Here is a 21,339-nt window from a genome sequence, read left to right on the forward strand (position 1 = left end):
CCTAATTACTCGAACCAGTGGGCTCGGGCGGCCATGATCAACTTGCCGGCACGCTCTTGGTCGATGCCGTCGATGTCGAGCAGGTCATCAATCGACTGCTCGGCCAGGTCTTCGCGGGTAACTACGCCGCGCACCGCCAGTTCCATCGCCAAATCCTTGTCCATACCCTCAAGCGAGAGCAGGTCTTCGGCCGGATGGGCGTCTGCCAGCTTTTCCTCAGTAGCGATGGCTTTGGTCAACAGGCGATCCTTGGCGCGAGCACGAAGCTCGTTGACGATGTCTTCGTCAAAGCCGTCGATGTTGAGCATTTCTTCCAGCGGTACGTAGGCAATCTCTTCCAGGCTGGTGAAGCCTTCATCGACCAGCACCTGTGCCAGCTCTTCGTCGACTTCCAGCTCGTCGATGAAGTTGCGCAGGATGTCACCGGTTTCAGCTTGCTGCTTGGCCTGGATGTCCGATTCGGTCATCACGTTCAGGGTCCAGCCGGTCAACTGACTGGCCAGGCGCACGTTCTGGCCACCACGGCCAATCGCCTGGGCCAGGTTGTCGGCACCCACGGCGATGTCCATGGCGTGGGCGTCTTCATCGACGATGATCGCCGCGACTTCAGCCGGCGACATGGCGTTGATGACGAACTGTGCAGGGTTGTCGTCCCAGAGGACGATGTCCACACGCTCGCCACCCAGTTCACCGGACACCGCCTGGACACGCGAACCGCGCATGCCGATACAGGCACCTTGCGGGTCGATGCGTTTGTCCTTGGAGCGCACGGCGATCTTGGCGCGCGAACCCGGATCACGGGACGCGGCCATGACTTCGATCAGGCCCTCGGCGATTTCCGGCACTTCGATGCGGAACAGTTCGATCAGCATCTGTGGCGCGGTACGCGACAGGATCAACTGCGGGCCGCGGTTCTCGGTGCGGATTTCCTTGAGCAGTGCACGCAGGCGCACACCGACACGGAAAGTCTCGCGGGAGATGATGTCTTCACGGGCCAGCAACGCTTCGGCGTTGTTGCCCAGGTCAACGATGACGTTGTCACGGGTGACCTTCTTGACGGTGCCGGAGATGATCTCGCCCAGACGCTCGCGGTAGGCATCTACCACTTGAGCGCGCTCGGCTTCACGGACCTTCTGGACGATGACTTGCTTGGCGGTCTGGGCGGCAATGCGGCCGAACTCGATCGACTCGATCTTCTCTTCGATCACGTCACCGACCTTGGCTTCAGGATGGGTGTCCTGAATCTTCGCTGGCCACACTTCGATCGCCGGATCGTCCAGATCCTTTTCTTCGACGACAGTCCAGCGACGGAAGGTTTCGTAGCTACCGGTGTGGCGGTTGATTTCCACACGCAGGTCGACTTCGTCGTCAAAACGTTTTTTGGTTGCAGTGGCCAGGGCCACTTCCAGCGCTTCAAAAATTACGCCGGCCGGTACGCCCTTTTCGTTGGATACCGACTCAACAACCAGCAGTACTTCTTTGCTCATCGTACGCCTCGCCTTTCGCAAGCCATTGGATCCGCGCGGTCCGCGGGATCCGGCACGTCTCAGTCAAAACTGGGAATAATGTTGGCCTTGTCGATCGAGTCGATCGGCAACAGGAATTCGTTGTTATCCACCTGGACCACAACATCCTGCTCCTCCACGCCACGGAGAAGGCCCTGAAAGTTACGACGACCTTCAAAGGGCGTACGCAGCTTGATCTTCACTTGTTCACCGGCATGCGAAGCGAACTGTTCCAAGGTGAACAGTGGGCGTTCCATGCCAGGAGAGGACACTTCAAGGGTGTACTCGGAACTGATCGGATCTTCGACATCGAGAACACCGCTGATTTGACGACTGACAATCGCGCAGTCATCAACCAGGATTCCATCCTCTTTATCGATATAGATACGCAGTACCGAATGTTTGCCTTGAGAGATGAATTCGATCCCCCAGCATTGATAGCCAAGAGCCTCGACCACCGGGGCCAACAAGGCCTGCAACTGTTCTAGCTTGCTCGACACCTGAACCCCCTCGTGCATGCTATGCAAATAAAAAATGGGCAAAGCGCCCATCCCTGATACGCCGTTGAATACCGGCGTTATGACTGTTCAGCCAAGAAAAAGCCCCTGCAAAAGGGGCTCCGCTGAAACTGGTTGCGGGGGCTGGATTTGAACCAACGACCTTCGGGTTATGAGCCCGACGAGCTACCAGACTGCTCCACCCCGCGACAAAGCTGGGGCGAAAGTATACGACCGAACCCCGACAGGGTCAATCTAACCTCCACCTACAAGAAAGCCCGCTGTAGCGGGCTGTCTTGTTTCAATTGGTACCGAGAAGGGGACTCGAACCCCTACACCCTATGGGCACAACCACCTCAAGGTTGCGTGTCTACCAATTCCACCACCTCGGCAATACTACTTTGAAACCCGTTACTTCTGCTCTTGAGCGGGAGGAACATCGCCAGTGTTAGTGGCTTCGCTCTTCTGCTCCTGGAGCACCGGTACATCATCTGTTGCCGGCTTTTGCTGCTTCACTTCCAAGACCGCTGGATCTGGCAACCCTACTTGAGTCAGCTCGTGAGCTTTCTCCTTAGCAAAGTATCCTAACCCAAGAGCAGTTAAGAAGAAAGAGGCAGCTAGTATAGCAGTAAACTTACTCAGAAAGGTAGCAGAACCTTGGCTTCCGAACACAGTATTTGAAGCACCTGCGCCGAAAGATGCACCCGCTTCCGCACCTTTACCCTGTTGCAGCAACACCAGCACTACCAAACCCAGCGCGCCCAACAGATGCAAAACAACGATCACTGTTTCCAGCATTTTTCAGTTTCCTGCGGCGCGACAAATTGCACCGAATTCGTCTGCGTTCAGGGAAGCCCCACCAATCAGGCCCCCATCGATATCCGGCATGCCGAACAGTTCAGCCGCATTGGCCGCCTTCACGCTGCCGCCGTATAGAAGCCGCACATTCGCTGCGACTTCCGGGTTCTTTGCCGCCAGCTGCTCGCGAATGGCTTTATGCACATCCTGAGCCTGCTGTGGCGAGGCCGTCAGCCCTGTACCGATGGCCCATACAGGCTCATAGGCAATCACCGCACTGGCGAAGACTTCGACACCGAACGCTTCGATGACGCTGTCCAGCTGACGCCCGACAATCTCAAGCGTTTTACCCGCTTCGCGCTCTTCGAGGGTTTCCCCTACACAGAGCACCGGCTTCAAACCGCAAGCCTGTGCCGCAGCGAACTTGCGATTGAGGACTTCGTCGTTCTCGCCAATGATCTGGCGGCGTTCGGAGTGCCCAATCAGTACCAGCTCGCAACCTGCCTCGGCCAGTTGACTCGGTGCAATCTCACCGGTCAGTGCGCCTTGCTCAGGCTGTACCGCAGAATTCTGAGCGCCGACGGCGATCGCCTTGCCTTGTACGCCATCAATTACCTGATTGATGTACAGGGCGGGGGGAAACACCGCGACCTCGACACCGCTCGGCAGGGCGAGATTACTCAAGCCCTTGATCAGCTCAGCGACGCTGGCGCGGGTACCGTGCATCTTCCAGTTACCAGCTACCATAGGGCGACGCATGCTGTACCTCGTCGGTCAAAGAGGGCGCAGATGTTACCCAACCCGATCACCTCTGGCAAGCCTATTTCAAACGCAAACTTCACTTACCAGTTTTGCCAGGGCTTCGGCGTGGCCGCGCACCTGACTTTCGTCCTCGCCTTCGACCATTACCCGCACCAGAGGCTCTGTCCCGGACTTGCGCAGCAGCACACGGCCACGACCGGCCAGGGCCTCGGTAACCTTGGCACTGGCTTCCTGAACGGCCGGATGCTCAAGCGGGTCGACCTTGCTCGCGCCGAAGCGCACATTGATCAGTACCTGCGGGCATTTGCGCAGGGCCTGGCGAGCCTGGGCGAGGGTTTCCTCACGGCGTTTGAGGGCCATCAGCACCTGCAGCGCGGCGATGATCGCATCACCGGTGGTGGTGTGGTTGCAGCACACCACGTGCCCGGAGTTCTCGCCACCGATCACCCAATCGCGCTCCAGCAGCTCGGCCATCACGTAGCGGTCACCGACCTTGGCGCGCACGAACGGAATGTCCAGGTCCTTCAGGGCCAGCTCCAGGCCCAGATTACTCATCAGGGTACCCACCACCCCGCCCTGCAGCTTGCCGCGCTCGTGCAGGTCACGGGGCGATGATGAACAGCAGTTCGTCACCATCGACGATGGTGCCCGTGTGGTCCACCATCAGCACCCGATCGCCGTCACCATCGAAGGCAATACCCAGATCGGCATGACCAACCAGCACCGCCGCCTGCAGCGACTCGATATGGGTCGAGCCGCAGTTCTCGTTGATGTTCAGGCCGTCAGGCTGCGCCGATAGCACGGTGACATCGGCACCCAGCTCGCGGAACACGCTGGGCGCAACCTTGTAGGTAGCGCCGTGGGCGCAGTCGACCACCAGCTTGAGGCCGGCGAAATCGGTGCTGCTCGGCACGCTGCTCTTGCAGAACTCGATATAGCGACCGGCCGCATCGTTGATGCGCGAAACCTTGCCCAGCTTGCTCGATTCGACCACGGTCATCGGCTGGTCGAGCAACTCTTCGATCATCAGCTCGACTTCATCCGGCAGCTTGGTGCCTTGGCCGGAGAAGAACTTGATGCCGTTGTCGTCATGGGGGTTGTGCGAGGCACTGATGACGATGCCCGCTTCGGCATGGAAGGTACGGGTCAGGTAGGCGATGGCCGGGGTCGGCATCGGCCCCAGCAGCATCACATCGGCGCCGGCGGCGGAAAGGCCTGCTTCCAGAGCCGACTCGAACATGTAGCCGGAAATGCGCGTGTCTTTACCCACCAACACCCGGCAGGCACCCTGCTTGCGAAAGGCCATGCCAGCCGCCCAGCCGAGCTTGAGCATGAAGTCAGGGGTGATGGGGTATTCGCCGACACGGCCACGAATACCGTCGGTACCAAAATATTTTCTGCTCATAGATGCTCCATCACTCTTATTCGGCGGCTTGCACCGCAGCAATCATCCGCACTACATCGGCGGTTTCGGCGACATCGTGAACGCGCAGTATGCTCGCGCCCTGGGTCATCGCCAGCGCAGCCAGGGCCAGGCTGCCATAGAGCCGCTCACCGACCGGACGGCCCAGGGCCAGGCCGATCATGCTCTTGCGTGAAACGCCCACCAGCAACGGACGCCCCAATCGATAGAGCGCCTGCATGTGCTTGAACAGGCTGAGGTTGTGCCCGAGGGTCTTGGCAAAGCCGAAACCCGGATCAAGGATGATCCGTTCGGCCTCGATGCCCACGGCCGCACACGCAGCCATTCGCTCTTCAAGATAGCTCGCCACCTCGGCGGTGACATCCTGGTATTGAGGATCGTCCTGCATGTCGCCGGGCTCACCGCGCATGTGCATCAGGCACACCGGCAAACCAGTGGCTGCCGCAGCATCCAGGGCGCCATCACGACTGAGCGAGCGCACATCGTTGATCAACCCGGCACCAAGCCTGGCCGACTCGCGGATTACGGCTGGCGTCGAGGTATCGACCGAGATGATCACATCGAGTTCGCGATTGATCGCTTCGACGATAGGCGCGACACGCTCCAGCTCTTCCAGTGCCGACACCGCGCGAGCGCCTGGGCGAGTGGACTCGCCACCGACATCGACCAGGGTTGCGCCGGCATCCACCATCGCCTCGGCGTGGCGCAAGGCCGCATCACGCTGGGTGAAGCGACCGCCATCGGAGAAGGAATCGGGGGTGATATTGAGGATACCCATGACATGGGTACGGGACAAATCAAGAACCCGGTTGCCGCAAGGCAACCGGGTCGGGTACTGCTGTGAGGTCATATATGCCCTTAGACTTGCGCCGCTGGACCGCCGATCGGCGACTCTGGGCGTGGAGCCGAGGCATCTGGAGTGCCTGATCCACCCTCCCAGTCACGCGGCTCGCGTGGCTCGCGACCGGCCATGATGTCGTCGATCTGATCGGCATCGATGGTCTCGTACTTCATCAGCGCGTCGGCCATGGCGTCGAGCTTGTCGCGGTTCTCGGTGAGGATCTGCTTGGCCGTGGCATAGCACTGGTCAATGATGCTGCGCACTTCGGAGTCGATCAGCTTGGCGGTTTCACCGGAGACGCTGGCGTGCTGGGAACCGGCACTGCGACCGAGGAACACCTCGCCCTCTTCTTCGGCATACATCAAAGGACCCAGTTTTTCCGATAGCCCCCACTTGGTGACCATGTTGCGAGCAATCTGGCTGGCCCGCATGATGTCGTTGGAGGCACCGGTGGTGACACCATCGAAGCCCAGGGTCATCTCTTCGGCGATACGGCCGCCGTACAGCGAGCAGATCTGGCTGATCAGCGCGCGCTTGGACAGGCTGTAACGGTCTTCCTCAGGCAGGAACATGGTTACACCCAGTGCCCGGCCGCGAGGGATGATCGACACTTTGTAGACCGGATCGTGCTCGGGCACGACGCGACCGACAATGGCATGGCCAGCTTCGTGATACGCGGTGTTCTGCTTCTCTTTCTCGGACATGACCATGGTCTTGCGCTCGGCGCCCATCATGATCTTGTCTTTGGCCAGCTCGAACTCTTTCATCTCGACCACGCGCTTGCCGCCACGGGCAGCGAACAACGAGGCTTCGTTGACCAGGTTGGCAAGGTCGGCACCGGAGAAGCCCGGGGTACCACGGGCAATAACGGCTGGATTGACGTTGTCGCCAATCGGCACCTTGCGCATGTGCACCTTGAGGATCTGCTCACGACCGCGGATATCCGGCAGGCCAACGACAACCTGGCGGTCGAAACGGCCTGGACGCAGCAGCGCCGGGTCGAGTACGTCCGGACGGTTGGTCGCGGCGATGACGATGATGCCGTCGTTCATTTCGAAGCCGTCCATCTCTACCAGCAACTGGTTGAGGGTCTGCTCGCGCTCGTCGTGACCGCCACCCATGCCGGCGCCACGATGGCGACCGACGGCGTCGATTTCGTCGATGAAGATGATGCACGGTGCATGCTTCTTGGCCTGCTCGAACATGTCGCGAACACGGCTGGCACCGACACCAACAAACATCTCGACGAAGTCGGAACCGGAGATGGTGAAGAACGGCACCTTGGCTTCACCGGCAATGGCCTTGGCCAGCAGGGTTTTACCGGTACCTGGCGGGCCGACCATCAGCACGCCGCGCGGAATACGACCGCCCAGGCGCTGGAATTTGCCCGGATCGCGCAGGAACTCAACCAGCTCGCCGACTTCTTCTTTAGCTTCGTCGCAACCGGCAACGTCGGCCAGGGTAGTTTTTACCTGGTCTTCGGAGAGCAGGCGCGCCTTGCTCTTGCCGAAGCTCATCGGCCCGCCCTTGCCACCGGCGCCGCCCTGCATCTGGCGCATGAAGAACATGAATACGGCAATGATGACCAGGATCGGGAAGCTGGCGACCAGCAGTTGGGTCCAGATGCTCTGTTGCTCTGGCTGCTTGCCTTCAACCACGACGTGGTTGTCGACCAGATCACCGATCAGGCCGTTGTCCTGAATGGCCGGACGGATGGTCTTGAAGCTGTCGCCATCGGTGCGTTTACCGGTAATGACGTAGCCGTCGACCGCAACGCGCTCGACCTTGCCATCCTTGACCTGCTGAATGAAGTCGGAATAGTTGAGGGTCTGCGGCTCATTCGGGCTGGAGAAGTTGTTCATCACCGTCACCAGGACAGCCGCGATGATCAACCACAGGATCAAGTTCTTTGCCATATCGTTCAATTAGCTACCCTCTGAAGCCGGCTGACGGCGCAGCCGTGCCTCGCATGATATTCACCGGCTTAACTTACTACATAACCTACACATCTGCAGGCGCCGTCTGTAACCCTTTGTGAAACCTAGACTACACGAAGTACATCCAGGTCAGGCAGGAGAGCCGATTGGAAAAAACTATCGGATACCCTGGAAGCCGCCGGCCTGACGCCCCTACTCGCCGCGATACCCCCGCGCCAGCAAGTACTGCTCGCGGGAGCGGTCCCGCGAAGAATCAGGCTTGAGCATCTGGACCTTGTCGAATTTCTGACGAGCGTCCTTGAGGTATACGTCAAACCCTTCGCCCTGGAAAATCTTGATCAAAAAATCACCACCCGGCTTGAGTACCCGGGTCGCCAGATCAAGGGCCAGCTCACAGAGAAACATGGCCTTGGGAATATCCACGGCAGGCGTACCACTCATATTGGGGGCCATATCGGAAATCACAAGGTCTACGTGTGAATTACCCACTGCTTCGAGAATCTGCGCCAGCACTTCGTCCTGGGTAAAGTCGCCCTGGATGAAGGTAACGTCGGGAATGCTGTCCATTTCGAGGATATCGGAGGCGATCAAACGGCCCTGACCGCCGATCAGACGACTGGTCACCTGCGACCAGCCACCGGGCGCCGCGCCGAGGTCGACGACACTCATGCCGGGGCGAATAATCCGGTACTTTTCCTGGATTTCCAGCAATTTATAGCTCGCACGCGAGCGATAACCATCCTTTTGCGCTTTTTTAACGTAAGGATCGTTGAAGTGTTCTTTCAGCCAGCCAAGGCTTGTCTTGGAACGCGCCATTGGGCACCTCGATGATAAGGGTCGTGATTAACTGGGCGGATCCACGGGCCCTCGGGTAAAATGGCCGCCATTTTTACAGAATCAGACAAAGGGTCAGATTATGCCGCTCAATAACGAGCAGAAGAAACAGTACAAATCCATTGGCCACGATCTGAAACCAGTTCTGATTGTGGCAGGCAATGGGCTGACTGAAGGGGTTATCGCCGAACTCGAACGCGCCCTGGCCGATCACGAGCTGATCAAGGTCGAAATTCGCTCCGAAGACCGCGAAGAACGTGCCGCCGCAATCGCCGCGCTGTGCAAGGCCGGCCGCGCCGAACTGGTACAGACCATCGGCAAGAAGGCGCTGATCTATCGCCGCAATCCACAGCCGAACAAACAGCTGTCGAACATCCACCGTTACAAGTGATGTTCGCCGCGGTCAGTGGCGCGCCTTGCGCGCCCTGCCCGGCACGGGTTGCATGACCAGCAGCAGGCCGGTCAGGCCCAGCACCAGGTAGCAGAACAGCTGCCAGCGCAACTCCTCCGGCATGCCCACGCGCAAGGCGAAATACACCACGCACGCCAGCATCGCCATCGACAGCAATTGCCCCCGCATATCCCGCCACAGACTGGCCAGGCCCTGAGCCTGCATCAGCACCAATGCCTGCACGCCTGCGCAAAACGCCGCAAACGCGACCAGCAACGATGCCATCAGGCTGCCGATATCCTCGATCAGCAGCGGCGCCAGGCCAATCTTGCCCAAAGCCGGCAGCAAACCGAAATGCAACATCCACAGGCCGCCAACCCAGAACACCTGGGTCAGTTGCCAGATCACCGCGGCCGCGGCAAAGCCGCGGCGTCGGTCAGATGTGTTTGACTTCGACAATCTCGTACTCGACCGTACCGCTTGGCGTCTTGATCACCACGGCATCGCCCTCTTCCTTGCCGATGATGGCGCGGGCGATCGGCGCACCGACCGAGAGCTTGCCGTTCTTGACGTCCGCCTCGTCCTCGCCAACGATCTGGTAGGTCACCTCTTCGTCGGTTTCGGTGTTGGCCAACACTACGGTGGTGCCGAAAATCACTTTGCCGGTATGGGCAATGGTGGTGACGTCGATCACCACCGAGTTCTGCAGACGGCCTTCGATATCGCGGATACGCGCCTCGACCATACCCTGCTCTTCACGGGCAGCGTGGTACTCGGCGTTTTCCTTGAGGTCGCCCAGCTCACGGGCCTCACCAATGGCCTGGCTCAGGCGCGGACGCTCGGTCTTGCTCAGGAACAGGTGCTCTTCCTCCAGGGCGCGAGCGCCCTGGACGGTCATCGGGTACTTGGTAATGCTCATGCTTTGAGTCCTGCATGCAGATCCTGCAAGCGGCGAACGGTCTTTTCCGGACCAAATTTCAGCGCTTCGCAGATGGCTTCACCGGCCGCAATGGTGGTGGTGCAGTAGATCTTGTGCTGCAACGCATTGCGACGAATCGAGTAGGAGTCGGCGATCGACTGACGACCTTCGGTGGTGTTGATGATCAGCGACACTTCGTCGTTCTTGATCATGTCGACCACGTGCGGACGACCTTCGGTCACCTTGTTCACGCGACGCACTTTCAGGCCAGCCGCTTCGATGACCTTGGCGGTACCGACGGTGGCAACCACTTCGAAGCCCAGGGCGATCAGGTCGCGGGCAACGCCGGCCACTTGTGGCTTGTCGTCGTCACGCACGCTGATGAACGCGGTACCGCCAGTCGGCAGCACTTCGCTGGCACCCATCTGGGCCTTGGCGAAGGCTTCACCGAAGCTGTCGCCGACACCCATGACTTCACCGGTGGATTTCATCTCAGGGCCAAGGATCGGGTCAACACCCGGGAACTTGGCAAACGGGAACACCGCTTCCTTGACGCTGTAGAAGTTAGGAATGATTTCCTTGGTGAAGCCGATTTCCTTCAGCGATTTACCAGCCATGACGCGCGCGGCAATCATCGCCAGCGAGGTGCCGATGCACTTGGAGACGAACGGTACGGTACGCGAGGCGCGCGGGTTGACTTCGATCACGTAGATCTTGTCGCCCTGCAGGGCCAGCTGCACGTTCATCAGGCCGACAACGCCCAGCTCCAGGGCCATTTTCTTGACCTGTTCGCGGACTTCGTCCTGCACATGGGCCGGCAGCGAGTACGGTGGCAGCGAGCACGCCGAGTCACCAGAGTGAACACCGGCTTGTTCGATGTGCTGCATGATCGCGCCGATCACCACATCGGTGCCGTCGCAGACCGCATCCACGTCCATCTCGATAGCGCAGTTGAGGAAGTGGTCGAGCAGCACCGGGCTGTCGTTGGACACTTGCACCGCTTCACGCAGGTAGCGCTTGAGCTCGTCCAGCTCGTAGACGATCTCCATGGCGCGGCCGCCCAGTACGTAGGACGGGCGAACCACCAGCGGGTAACCGATCACGCCGGCAGCGCGAATCGCTTCGTCTTCGCTGCGCACGGTGGCGTTTGGCGGCTGCAGCAGGTTCAGGCGCTGAACCATCTGTTGGAAACGCTCGCGGTCTTCGGCGCGGTCGATGGCGTCCGGGCTGGTACCGATGATCGGCACGCCGGCTTCTTCCAGGGCGCGAGCCAGTTTCAGCGGGGTCTGGCCGCCGTAGTGGACGATCACGCCTTTGGGCTTCTCGACGCGAACCACTTCCAGCACGTCTTCCAGGGTCAGCGGCTCGAAGTACAGGCGGTCGGAAGTGTCGTAGTCGGTGGAGACGGTTTCCGGGTTGCAGTTGACCATGATGGTCTCGTAACCGTCTTCACGCAGGGCCAGTGCTGCGTGCACGCAGCAGTAGTCGAACTCGATACCCTGGCCGATACGGTTAGGACCGCCACCGAGGATCATGATCTTGTCACGGGTCGACGGCTTGGCCTCGCACTCTTCCTCATAGGTCGAGTACAGGTAGGCGGTGTCGGTGGCGAACTCGGCGGCGCAGGTGTCGACGCGCTTGTAGACCGGGAACACTTCCAGCTTGTGGCGGTGACGACGCAGGTTCTTGTCGGTGATACCCAGCAGCTTGGCCAGACGCTGGTCAGAGAAGCCCTTGCGCTTCAGACGCAGCATCAGGTCCTTGTCGATCGCCGACAGGGCCAGGGTCTTGACCTTCTCTTCTTCCTTGATCAGGTCTTCCATCTGCACCAGGAACCAGTGATCGATACCGGTCAGGGCGAAGATTTCGTCGCAGGTCATGCCCGAACGCATGGCGTCGGCGACGTACCAGATGCGCTCGGCGCCCGGCACGGTCAGCTCGCGCTTGAGGATGCTGGCAGCGTCAGGGCTGGCCAGGTCGACTTTCGGGTCCAGGCCGCAAACGCCAACTTCCAGGCCGCGCAGGGCTTTCTGCAGCGATTCCTGGAAGGTCCGGCCGATGGCCATGACTTCACCCACGGACTTCATCTGGGTGGTCAGGCGGGCGTCGGCTTTCGGGAATTTCTCGAAGGCGAAACGCGGCAGCTTGGTGACGACGTAGTCGATCGACGGCTCGAAGGACGCCGGGGTACGGCCGCCGGTGATGTCGTTCTGCAGCTCGTCGAGGGTGTAACCGACGGCCAGCTTGGCGGCGATCTTGGCGATCGGGAAGCCGGTGGCTTTCGAGGCCAGCGCCGAGGAACGGGAAACCCGCGGGTTCATCTCGATCACGACCATGCGGCCGGTGTCCGGGCAGATACCGAACTGCACGTTGGAACCGCCGGTCTCGACACCGATTTCACGCAGCACCGCCAGCGAGGCGTTGCGCATGATCTGGTATTCCTTGTCGGTCAGGGTCTGTGCTGGCGCCACGGTGATCGAGTCACCGGTGTGCACGCCCATCGGGTCGAAGTTCTCGATCGAGCAGACGATGATGCAGTTGTCCTTTTTGTCGCGGACCACTTCCATCTCGTACTCTTTCCAGCCGATCAGCGATTCGTCGATCAGCAGCTCTTTGGTTGGCGACAGGTCCAGACCACGGGCGCAGATTTCTTCGAATTCTTCACGGTTGTAGGCGATGCCGCCACCGGTGCCACCCATGGTGAAGGACGGACGGATGATGCACGGGAAGCCGAGCTTCTCGAGCACCGCGTTGGCCTCTTCCATGCTGTGGGCGATGCCGGAGCGCGGGCACTCAAGGCCAATGGCCTTCATAGCGGTGTCGAAGCGCGAACGGTCTTCAGCCTTGTCGATGGTGTCGGCGTTGGCGCCGATCATCTCTACGCCGAACTTTTCCAGAACGCCTTCGCGCTCCAGGTCCAGGGCGCAGTTCAGGGCAGTCTGGCCACCCATGGTCGGCAGCAGCGCGTCAGGACGCTCCTTCTCGATGATCTTGGCAACGGTCTGCCACTTGATCGGCTCGATGTAGGTGGCGTCGGCCATGGCCGGGTCGGTCATGATGGTGGCCGGGTTGGAGTTCACCAGGATGACGCGGTAGCCCTCTTCGCGCAGGGCTTTACAGGCCTGGGCGCCGGAGTAGTCGAATTCGCAGGCCTGGCCGATCACGATCGGGCCAGCGCCGAGAATCAGGATGCTTTTGATGTCTGTACGTTTTGGCATGGGTTGTCACTCAATTCCGCAGGTCAGTCGGCAAGCCGCATTGAACAATCTTGGGGGCGGCACCTGAACGCGGCTTGCACCGGTCCAGGGCCTTCTCGCCAGATGCTCAGCGGCGCTTGGCCATGGCATCGATGAAACGGTCGAACAGTGGCGCGACGTCGGTCGGGCCCGGGCTGGCTTCAGGGTGGCCCTGGAAGCTGAACGCGCTCTTGTCGGTGCGCTCGATACCCTGCAGGGTACCGTCGAACAGCGACTTGTGGATGGCGCGCACGTTGCCCGGCAGGGTCGCTTCGTCAACCGCAAAGCCGTGGTTCTGGCTGGTGATCATGACCACGCCGGTGTCCAGGTCCTGGACCGGGTGGTTGGCGCCGTGGTGACCATGACCCATTTTCACGGTCTTGGCACCGGAGGCCAGGGCCAGCAACTGGTGGCCCAGGCAGATGCCGAATACCGGGATCTCGGTTTCGAGGATGTCCTTGATCGCCTGGATCGCGTAGTCGCAAGGCTCCGGATCGCCAGGGCCGTTGGACAGGAACACGCCATCAGGGTTGAGTGCCAGAACTTCGCTGGCCGGGGTTTGCGCCGGCACTACGGTCAGGCGGCAACCGCGGGCAACCAGCATGCGCAGGATGTTCAGCTTGACGCCGAAGTCGTAGGCAACCACGTGGTAAGGCAGCTCGGACGCCTCGATTGTGGCGTGGCTGTCGGTCTTCAGCTCCCAGACGCTGGAGCGCCATTCGTAGCTGCTCTTGGTGCTGACGACTTTCGCCAGGTCCATGCCCTTCAGGCCCGGAAAACCGCGAGCGGCGGCGATTGCAGCCTCTTCGCTGATGTTGTCGCCGGCGAGGATGCAGCCGTTCTGCGCGCCCTTCTCACGCAGGATGCGGGTCAGGCGACGGGTGTCGATACCTGCGATCGCCACTACGTTGTTGGCCTTGAGGTAGTCAGGCAGGGATTGCTTGTTCCGCCAGTTGCTCGCGATCAGAGGCAGGTCGCGAATCACCAGGCCCGCCGACCAGACGCGGTCGGACTCGGCGTCTTCCGGCGTGGTGCCGGTGTTGCCGATGTGCGGGTAAGTCAGGGTAACGATTTGCTGCGCATAGGAAGGGTCAGTCAGGATTTCCTGATAGCCGGTCATTGCGGTGTTAAACACCACCTCACCAACGGTTTGTCCGTCGGCTCCAATGGCTTCACCGCGAAAAATGCTGCCATCGGCAAGGGCGAGTATGGCTGGCTTAGTCAAGAAGACCTCCCGTAAATCAAGCCTGAAGGGGCGATCGCAGGTTGCAAAAAAGCGGAATGACGTATAGACACGTCACCCCGCTTTCTTCGTCGAATTATCTGCGCGCTTTTAGTGGACACACTAAAGCTGTAGCTTACAGAAAAACGCTTTTTTGGTCTACCACTGATGTGCCTGAAAGGCGCAGGAATGCGACAGGGCGCACTGGGAGGGTCTTGTGGGAGCGGGCTTGACCCGCGATTGCGGCGTGACAGACAAACCGCAATCGCGGGTCAAGCCCGCTCCCACAGGGGATACAGCGCAGGTCAACGCAGGTCGAGCACGTCCTGCATGTCGTACAAGCCAGGCTCGCGCCCGTCCAGCCACAGCGCGGCACGTACCGCACCCTTGGCGAAGGTCATGCGACTGGAGGCCTTGTGGGTGATCTCCAGGCGCTCACCTTCGGCAGCGAACAGCACGGTGTGATCACCGACCACATCGCCAGCGCGCACAGTGGCAAAACCGATGGTCTTGCGATCACGGGCGCCGGTCTGGCCTTCACGGCCATACACCGCCACTTCCTGCAGGTCACGGCCCAGGGCATTGGCAACCACTTCACCCATGCGCAGCGCGGTACCCGACGGCGCATCGACCTTGTGCCGGTGGTGCGCCTCGATGATCTCGATATCGACATCATCGCCCAGCACCCGCGCCGCCATGTCCAGCAACTTGAGGCTGAGGTTGACGCCAACGCTGAAGTTGGCGGCGAAGACGATAGGAATGTCCTTGCCCGCCTCGGCCAGCAGTTGCTTTTCTTCGACCGAGAAACCGGTGGTGCCGATGATCATCGCCTTGCCTGCCTTGCGGCAGAACGCCAGGTTCTTCAGGGTCACCGAGGGGTGAGTGAAGTCGATCAGCACGTCGAACTCGTCGGCAACCTTGGCCAGGTCGTCCGACAGCAACACACCGATTCGGCCCAGAGCCGCCAGTTCACCGGCATCAGCGCCGACCAGCGAACTGTCCGGGCGATCGATCGCTGCGGTCAGCCCGGCACCCGGGGTTTGCTGCACCGCTTCGATCAGGGTCTTGCCCATGCGCCCTGCAGCGCCCATTACCGCTATACGTCGCATGCCCTATTCCTTCTTACAGATCGCCGAAGAAGCGTTTCACGCCTTCGAACCAGCCATTGGCTTTCGGCGAGTGGGAACTGTCGCCCTCCAGCGAATCACGCAGCTCTTCGAGCAGCTCACGCTGGCGACGGCTGAGGTTGACCGGGGTTTCCACCGCGACCCGGCACATCAGGTCACCGGCACCACCACCGCGAACCGGTGCCACACCTTTGCCGCGCAGACGGAACTGCTTGCCGGTCTGGGTGCCTTCCGGGATCTTCAGCTTGACCCGGCCATCGAGGGTCGGCACTTCCAGCTCGCCACCCAGGGCAGCGTCGGTGTAGCTGATCGGCACTTCACAATACAGGTGCTTGCCGTCGCGCTGGAAAATCGGGTGCTCACGCACGTTGATGACAACGTACAGGTCGCCAGTCGGGCCGCCGTGCGAACCGGCTTCACCTTCACCAGACAGACGAATACGATCGCCGGTATCAACGCCAGCCGGGACCTTGACCGACAGCGTTTTGTACTCTTCGATGCGCCCTTCGCCGTGGCACGAATCGCACGGATCGGTGATGATCTTGCCCTGGCCGTGGCAGCGCGGGCAGGTCTGCTGGACCGAGAAGAAGCCCTGCTGCATGCGCACCTGGCCGATACCGCCGCAGGTCGGGCAGGTCGACGGCGACGAGCCTTTCTTGGCCCCGGAACCGTCGCACGGCTTGCAGTTGACCAGCGTCGGCACACGGATATTGACCGTGGTGCCGCGCACGGCTTCTTCCAGGTTCAGTTCCAGGGTGTAGCGCAGGTCGCTGCCACGCTGGGCGCCACCGCGCGAACCACCACGGCCACCGCCGAAGAAATCGCTGAACACATCGCCGAAGATATCCGAGAAGTTCGCGCCGCCGAAACCGGCACCGCCGCCACCCATGCTCGGATCCACGCCGGCATGACCATACTGGTCATAGGCCGCACGCTTGCTGGCATCGGAGAGCACTTCGTAAGCCTCGTTGGCTTCCTTGAATTTCTCTTCCGAGTCCTTGTCATCAGGATTACGGTCCGGGTGATGCTTCATCGCCAGGCGGCGATAGGCCTTCTTCAGGTCCGCTTCACTGGAGCCGCGCTCAACTCCCAGAACTTCGTAATAGTCACGCTTTGCCATAAGTCTTTGCACTCTTGAGGACGTTCGGCAAACCTCTGCGCATTCCGCGCTGTGCCGCCAGCACCCGCCTCACCTGCCCCACGGGCGGCTGACAGATGCTGTAAAAATTCGGGTATTGCAGACACGCCAACGCGGGAGCAAGCCCCCGCGCGGCGACATCCTACCAGCCAACCATCAATAAACAGTCAACTGGCCGACAACCTGTAGCAATTACTTGTTGTCTTTGACTTCTTCAAACTCGGCATCGACGACGTCGTCGTGCTTGGCTTCCGGCTCAGCTTGCTGGGCGCCACCCTGAGGCTGTTCAGCCGACTGCTCGGCGTACATCTTCTGGGCAACCGGAGCCGAGACCTTCGACAGCTCTTCGACTTTAGCGTCGATGGCAGCCTTGTCGTCGCCCTTGATGGCGGCTTCCAGGGCAACCACGGCCGCTTCGATCGCGGTTTTCTCGTCAGCAGTGACCTTGTCACCAGCGTCAACGACCATCTTGCGAGTCGAGTGAACCAGCGCATCACCCTGGTTACGGGCAGCGGCCAGCTCTTCGAACTTGCGGTCTTCTTCCGAGTTCGCTTCGGCGTCGCGGATCATCTGCTGAATTTCTTCATCAGACAGGCCGGAGTTGGCCTTGATCACGATCGACTGGGTCTTGCCAGTGGCCTTGTCTTTGGCGCCGACGTGCAGGATGCCGTTGGCGTCGATGTCGAAGGTCACTTCGATTTGTGGCACACCACGTGGAGCAGGTGGAATGTCGGCCAGGTCGAACTTGCCCAGGGACTTGTTCTGAGCAGCCTGCTTACGCTCACCTTGCAGCACGTGAATGGTCACGGCGCCCTGGTTGTCATCGGCAGTCGAGAACACTTGCGACTTCTTGGTCGGAATAGTGGTGTTCTTCTCGATCAGCGCGGTCATCACGCCGCCCATGGTTTCGATACCCAGGGTCAGCGGGCTGACGTCCAGCAGCAGTACGTCCTTGACGTCACCGGCCAGTACCGCACCCTGGATGGCAGCACCCATGGCAACCGCTTCGTCCGGGTTGACGTCTTTACGCGCTTCTTTGCCGAAGAAGTCGGTAACCGCTTTTTGCACCAGCGGCATACGGGTCTGACCGCCGACCAGGATCACGTCGTCGATCTTGCTGACGTCGATACCGGCGTCTTTCATGGCGATGCGGCATGGCTCGATGGTGCGCTGAACCAGGTCTTCTACCAGCGATTCCAGCTTGGCGCGGGAGATCTTCACGTTCAGGTGCTTAGGACCGGTGGCGTCTGCAGTGATGTACGGCAGGTTGACGTCGGTCATCTGGCTCGAAGACAGCTCGATCTTGGCCTTTTCAGCGGCTTCTTTCAGGCGCTGCATAGCCAGCGGGTCACCCTTGAGGTTCATGCCGCTTTCTTTCTTGAACTCGTCGACGAGGTAGTCGATCAGGCGGATGTCGAAGTCTTCACCACCGAGGAAAGTGTCACCGTTGGTGGCCAGAACTTCAAACTGGTGCTCGCCATCGACTTCGGCGATTTCGATTACCGAAACGTCGAAGGTACCGCCACCCAGGTCATAAACGATCACGGTGTGATCGCCCTTGGCCTTGTCCATGCCATAGGCCAGCGCAGCCGCGGTCGGCTCGTTGATGATCCGCTTGACGTCCAGACCGGCGATACGGCCGGCGTCTTTGGTGGCCTGGCGCTGGCTGTCGTTGAAGTAGGCCGGAACAGTGATCACCGCTTCGGTCACTGGCTCGCCGAGGTAGTCTTCGGCGGTCTTCTTCATTTTTTTCAGGATTTCAGCCGAGATTTGTGGCGGCGCCATTTTCTGGCCGTTCACTTCAACCCAGGCGTCGTTGTTGTCAGCTTTGACAATTTTGTACGGAACCATCTGGATGTCTTTCTGCACCACTTCTTCTTCGAAGCGACGACCGATCAGACGTTTTACCGCGTACAGGGTGTTGTGCGGGTTGGTGACCGCCTGGCGCTTGGCCGACTGGCCAACCAGGATTTCGCCGTCGTTGGCGTAGGCGATGATCGACGGCGTGGTACGAGCGCCTTCGGCGTTCTCGATGACCTTGACGTTGCCGTTTTCCAGAATGGAGACACAGGAGTTGGTGGTCCCCAGGTCGATACCGATGATTTTACCCATGTTAACTCTCCCGAAACTTGAATTTGGTTGCCGCAGCAGTGGTGGCTAACTGCGGTAATACTTGAATGCTTGACACCTAGATGGGGGCGCCGAAAACGATTTCAAGCCTGCTCGTCAATCGACGGCGAAACCGCTGCCGGGGCCTTGCTGACCACGACCATGGCCGGGCGCAGCAGGCGACCGTTGAGCTGGTAGCCCTTCTGGAACACCTTGAGCACGCTGTTGGGCTCGACCTCGGCGCTTTCCTGCATGGCCATCGCCTGATGGTGCTCGGCATTGAACGGTTCGCCGTGCGGGTCGATGGCCTCGAGGTTGTAGCGCTTGAGGGTGTCGTGGAACATCTTCAGGGTCAGCTCGATACCTTCGCGCATCGGGCGAATGCTCTCGTCGTCGGGGCTGGACAGTTCCAGGCCGCGCTCGAGGCTGTCGATGACCGGCAGCAGGTCACCGGCGAATTTTTCCAGGGCGAACTTGTGCGCCTTTTCTACGTCCTGCTCGGCGCGGCGGCGCACGTTCTGCAGGTCGGCGGCGGTGCGCAGGGATTGATCCTGGGCCGCCGCCAGCTGCTCTTCGAGCACCTGCACGCGGGCGCTCAGCTCTTGGTCGCCAGTCGCTTCGGCGTTCAGATTCTGTTCATCCAGCTGTTCGTCAGCCATAAAATCTCTCCTCTCGAATAAGGTCTGCGAGCATTACTCGCGCGTCTGCCGGCTATATGGGGTCGCAAAACCCAGGTTCAAGGGCCGGCAACACAGCTTGTACACATTCGCTCATAACCCAGCGCAATCAGAACCGCGCCGCGATTACCAAATTGAACTAAACATCAGCATTGTCAGTGGATTTAAAAACACTGTATAAATAACCAGACCTAACGCCTGGGAGCCGCCCCAATGCTGGTGCACCTGTCCGTACACAACTACGCCATCGTCGAACACCTGGACCTCGAGCTCGCTCGCGGGATGAGCGTCATCACCGGTGAAACCGGGGCCGGCAAATCGATCATGCTCGACGCCCTGGGCCTGACCCTGGGCGATCGCGCCGACAGTGGCGTGGTGCGCCCAGGGGCCGACAAGGCCGACATCCTTGCCACCTTCGACCTGGTCGACATCCCCGAGGCGCGCAGCTGGCTCGCCGAACGCGACCTCGACAGCGACGGCCCGTGCATCCTGCGCCGGGTGATCACCGCCGAAGGCCGTAGCCGTGGCTATATCAACGGCACGCCCTGCCCGCTCGGCGACCTCAAGGCCCTGGGCGAGCTGCTGATCGATATCCACAGCCAGCACGAACACCAGTCACTGCTGAAAACCGACACGCATCGGCGCCTGCTCGATGAATACGCCGGCGCCACCGACCTCGCCCGCCAGGTCCAGCTTGCCGCCCAGCGCTGGCGCCAGACCCGCCAGGAGCTGGAGCGGCTGTCCAATTCCGGCGATGAGCAGCGCGCGCAGCACCAGCTGCTCAGCTATCAGCTCGAAGAACTCGACAACCTTGGCCTGGGCGAGAACGAGCTGGAACTGCTGGAGCAGGAACACAAGAACCTGACCAACGCCGAAGCACTGTTCGGCATCTGCCGCCAGGTCATCGACCACTGCAGCGAGAACGACTCGGGCAACGTGCTCAATGCCCTGACCGCCAGCCTCAACCGCCTGACCGCCGTGCACAACGCGCCCAAGGCCCTGGGCGAGGCAGCCAGCATGATCGCCAGTGCGCAGATCCAGGTAGAAGAAGCGGTGGGCGAGCTGAACCGCTTCCTCGACAACTTCGACGCCGACCCGGCGCGCCTGCAACAGCTCGAAGAGCGCCTCGACACCATCTATACCCTCGCCCGCAAACACCGGGTGCACCCCACCGAGCTGGCTGGCTTGCAGCAGCGCCTGATGGAGGAGCTGGAGAACCTCAACGCCAACGACGAATCGATCGAGCGCCTGGGTGAAGAACTGGCCGCCTATGCCCGCCACTACCAGGACAAGGCCGGCGAACTGAGCGCCCTGCGCCAGCAAGCCGCCAGCCAGCTGGCCAGTGCAGTGGAGCAGGAAATCCAGCGCCTGGGCATGCCAGGCGGGCGTTTCAGCATCGAGCTGCGACCCAACAGCAGCGACGAACTGCAACCCCAGGGCCTGGAGCAGGTCGAGCTGCTGGTCAGCGCCAACCCCGGGCAGCCGCTCAAGGCCCTGGCCAAGGTGGCTTCCGGTGGCGAGCTGTCGCGGATCAGTCTGGCGATCCAGGTGATTACTGCACAGACCTCGCGCATCCCGACCCTGGTGTTCGACGAAGTCGACGTCGGCATCGGCGGGCCAACGGCAGAGATCGTCGGCCAGCTGCTGCGCCGCCTGGGTGAACGCGGCCAGGTGCTGACCGTCACTCACTTGCCTCAAGTAGCAGCCCAGGGCCATCACCACCTGTTCGTGCACAAGGTGCGCGACAGCGATGCCACCCACACCGCAGTGGCCAACCTGGGCAAGCGCGAGCGCGTTGAAGAGGTTGCACGCATGCTCGGCGGCATCGACCTGACCAAAGAATCCCTGGCCCACGCCCGCAAGATGGTGGTCACCAGCAAGGCCTGAAACGCGCAGCTATAAAAAGCTGCCAGCCAGAAAGCA

Annotated in this window: 17 protein-coding genes, 2 tRNA genes and 1 pseudogene; 2 read left to right on the top strand and 18 right to left on the bottom strand. The window is 60.6% G+C overall.

The genetic code is table 11. The features are described from left to right. Nucleotides 1-5 precede the first annotated feature (5 nt). From nusA to rlmE, 10 genes and pseudogenes are all read right to left on the bottom strand, one after another. Nucleotides 6-1,487: a transcription termination factor NusA gene (nusA, locus tag ACZ9A3_RS20000; RefSeq protein WP_010222981.1), complete on the bottom strand. Its 1,482-nt coding sequence runs from the start codon at nt 1,485-1,487 to the stop codon at nt 6-8. Between the two features lie 59 nt (nt 1,488-1,546). Further along, nucleotides 1,547-2,005, bottom strand: a complete 459-nt coding sequence (rimP, locus tag ACZ9A3_RS20005; RefSeq protein WP_045200046.1) for a ribosome maturation factor RimP — start codon at nt 2,003-2,005, stop codon at nt 1,547-1,549. 129 nt (nt 2,006-2,134) lie between these two features. After that, a tRNA-Met gene (locus ACZ9A3_RS20010) sits at nt 2,135-2,211 on the bottom strand. A 97-nt stretch (nt 2,212-2,308) separates the two neighbouring features. Further along, nucleotides 2,309-2,394 (bottom strand) — tRNA-Leu (locus ACZ9A3_RS20015). A 19-nt stretch (nt 2,395-2,413) separates the two neighbouring features. Next, complete coding sequence (gene secG / locus ACZ9A3_RS20020; RefSeq protein WP_038998663.1) at nt 2,414-2,800, bottom strand: preprotein translocase subunit SecG; 387 nt, start codon at nt 2,798-2,800, stop codon at nt 2,414-2,416. A gap of 3 nt (nt 2,801-2,803) precedes the next feature. Further along, nucleotides 2,804-3,559, bottom strand: coding sequence for a triose-phosphate isomerase (gene tpiA, locus ACZ9A3_RS20025; protein ID WP_045199723.1), 756 nt, complete (start codon nt 3,557-3,559; stop codon nt 2,804-2,806). A gap of 66 nt (nt 3,560-3,625) precedes the next feature. Further along, nucleotides 3,626-4,967: pseudogene (gene glmM / locus ACZ9A3_RS20030) on the bottom strand (phosphoglucosamine mutase). Between the two features lie 16 nt (nt 4,968-4,983). Then, nucleotides 4,984-5,835 (bottom strand): dihydropteroate synthase, encoded by an 852-nt coding sequence (folP, locus tag ACZ9A3_RS20035; protein ID WP_093379300.1) that lies wholly within the window; start codon nt 5,833-5,835, stop codon nt 4,984-4,986. Nucleotides 5,836-5,843: 8 nt separating this feature from the next. Beyond that, a complete protein-coding gene (ftsH, locus tag ACZ9A3_RS20040) occupies nt 5,844-7,742 on the bottom strand; it encodes an ATP-dependent zinc metalloprotease FtsH (RefSeq protein ID WP_038998658.1) in 1,899 nt (632 codons plus the stop codon). Nucleotides 7,743-7,955: 213 nt separating this feature from the next. Beyond that, nucleotides 7,956-8,579 (bottom strand): 23S rRNA (uridine(2552)-2'-O)-methyltransferase RlmE, encoded by a 624-nt coding sequence (rlmE, locus tag ACZ9A3_RS20045; protein WP_010222974.1) that lies wholly within the window; start codon nt 8,577-8,579, stop codon nt 7,956-7,958. Between the two features lie 100 nt (nt 8,580-8,679). On the opposite strand from rlmE, the gene yhbY reads away from it, so the two are divergent. Next, complete coding sequence (yhbY, locus tag ACZ9A3_RS20050) at nt 8,680-8,988, top strand: ribosome assembly RNA-binding protein YhbY (RefSeq protein ID WP_038606752.1); 309 nt, start codon at nt 8,680-8,682, stop codon at nt 8,986-8,988. 12 nt (nt 8,989-9,000) lie between these two features. Here the strand turns inward: yhbY and ACZ9A3_RS20055 are convergent, their stop codons facing one another. The 8 genes from ACZ9A3_RS20055 to grpE all read right to left on the bottom strand — a co-directional run bounded on the left by ACZ9A3_RS20055 (nt 9,001) and on the right by grpE (nt 19,398). Continuing rightward, nucleotides 9,001-9,396, bottom strand: a complete 396-nt coding sequence (locus ACZ9A3_RS20055) for a hypothetical protein (RefSeq protein ID WP_045199737.1) — start codon at nt 9,394-9,396, stop codon at nt 9,001-9,003. A 28-nt stretch (nt 9,397-9,424) separates the two neighbouring features. Next, the gene (gene greA / locus ACZ9A3_RS20060) at nt 9,425-9,901 is read right to left on the bottom strand and encodes a transcription elongation factor GreA (protein WP_476253347.1); all 477 of its coding nucleotides are present in this window, start codon (nt 9,899-9,901) and stop codon (nt 9,425-9,427) included. Nucleotides 9,902-9,903: 2 nt separating this feature from the next. After that, nucleotides 9,904-13,125, bottom strand: a complete 3,222-nt coding sequence (carB, locus tag ACZ9A3_RS20065; protein ID WP_045199739.1) for a carbamoyl-phosphate synthase large subunit — start codon at nt 13,123-13,125, stop codon at nt 9,904-9,906. 106 nt (nt 13,126-13,231) lie between these two features. Then, a complete protein-coding gene (gene carA, locus ACZ9A3_RS20070) occupies nt 13,232-14,368 on the bottom strand; it encodes a glutamine-hydrolyzing carbamoyl-phosphate synthase small subunit (RefSeq protein WP_045199740.1) in 1,137 nt (378 codons plus the stop codon). Nucleotides 14,369-14,670: 302 nt separating this feature from the next. Further along, nucleotides 14,671-15,474 carry a 4-hydroxy-tetrahydrodipicolinate reductase gene (gene dapB, locus ACZ9A3_RS20075; RefSeq protein WP_038998653.1) on the bottom strand — a complete coding sequence of 268 codons (804 nt, stop codon included), beginning with the start codon at nt 15,472-15,474 and terminating at the stop codon, nt 14,671-14,673. 13 nt (nt 15,475-15,487) lie between these two features. Further along, a complete protein-coding gene (gene dnaJ / locus ACZ9A3_RS20080; protein WP_045199742.1) occupies nt 15,488-16,612 on the bottom strand; it encodes a molecular chaperone DnaJ in 1,125 nt (374 codons plus the stop codon). A gap of 210 nt (nt 16,613-16,822) precedes the next feature. Beyond that, nucleotides 16,823-18,742, bottom strand: a complete 1,920-nt coding sequence (dnaK, locus tag ACZ9A3_RS20085) for a molecular chaperone DnaK (RefSeq protein WP_038998651.1) — start codon at nt 18,740-18,742, stop codon at nt 16,823-16,825. 101 nt (nt 18,743-18,843) lie between these two features. Next, nucleotides 18,844-19,398, bottom strand: a complete 555-nt coding sequence (grpE, locus tag ACZ9A3_RS20090; protein ID WP_045199745.1) for a nucleotide exchange factor GrpE — start codon at nt 19,396-19,398, stop codon at nt 18,844-18,846. Between the two features lie 231 nt (nt 19,399-19,629). Between grpE and recN the strand changes: the two genes are divergently transcribed. Continuing rightward, nucleotides 19,630-21,303 (top strand): DNA repair protein RecN, encoded by a 1,674-nt coding sequence (gene recN, locus ACZ9A3_RS20095; RefSeq protein WP_195885067.1) that lies wholly within the window; start codon nt 19,630-19,632, stop codon nt 21,301-21,303. Nucleotides 21,304-21,339 lie beyond the last annotated feature (36 nt).

Source organism: Pseudomonas sp. TE4620, from assembly GCF_056279045.1.

Coding starts and splice junctions, on each gene's coding strand:
- nusA (WP_010222981.1), bottom strand. CDS start 1,487: ATGAGCAAAGAAGTACTGCTGGTTGTTGAGTCGGTATCCAACGAAAAG.
- secG (WP_038998663.1), bottom strand. CDS start 2,800: ATGCTGGAAACAGTGATCGTTGTTTTGCATCTGTTGGGCGCGCTGGGT.
- tpiA (WP_045199723.1), bottom strand. CDS start 3,559: ATGCGTCGCCCTATGGTAGCTGGTAACTGGAAGATGCACGGTACCCGC.
- folP (WP_093379300.1), bottom strand. CDS start 5,835: ATGACCTCACAGCAGTACCCGACCCGGTTGCCTTGCGGCAACCGGGTT.
- ftsH (WP_038998658.1), bottom strand. CDS start 7,742: ATGGCAAAGAACTTGATCCTGTGGTTGATCATCGCGGCTGTCCTGGTG.
- rlmE (WP_010222974.1), bottom strand. CDS start 8,579: ATGGCGCGTTCCAAGACAAGCCTTGGCTGGCTGAAAGAACACTTCAAC.
- yhbY (WP_038606752.1), top strand. CDS start 8,680: ATGCCGCTCAATAACGAGCAGAAGAAACAGTACAAATCCATTGGCCAC.
- carB (WP_045199739.1), bottom strand. CDS start 13,125: ATGCCAAAACGTACAGACATCAAAAGCATCCTGATTCTCGGCGCTGGC.
- dapB (WP_038998653.1), bottom strand. CDS start 15,474: ATGCGACGTATAGCGGTAATGGGCGCTGCAGGGCGCATGGGCAAGACC.
- dnaJ (WP_045199742.1), bottom strand. CDS start 16,612: ATGGCAAAGCGTGACTATTACGAAGTTCTGGGAGTTGAGCGCGGCTCC.
- dnaK (WP_038998651.1), bottom strand. CDS start 18,742: ATGGGTAAAATCATCGGTATCGACCTGGGGACCACCAACTCCTGTGTC.
- grpE (WP_045199745.1), bottom strand. CDS start 19,398: ATGGCTGACGAACAGCTGGATGAACAGAATCTGAACGCCGAAGCGACT.
- recN (WP_195885067.1), top strand. CDS start 19,630: ATGCTGGTGCACCTGTCCGTACACAACTACGCCATCGTCGAACACCTG.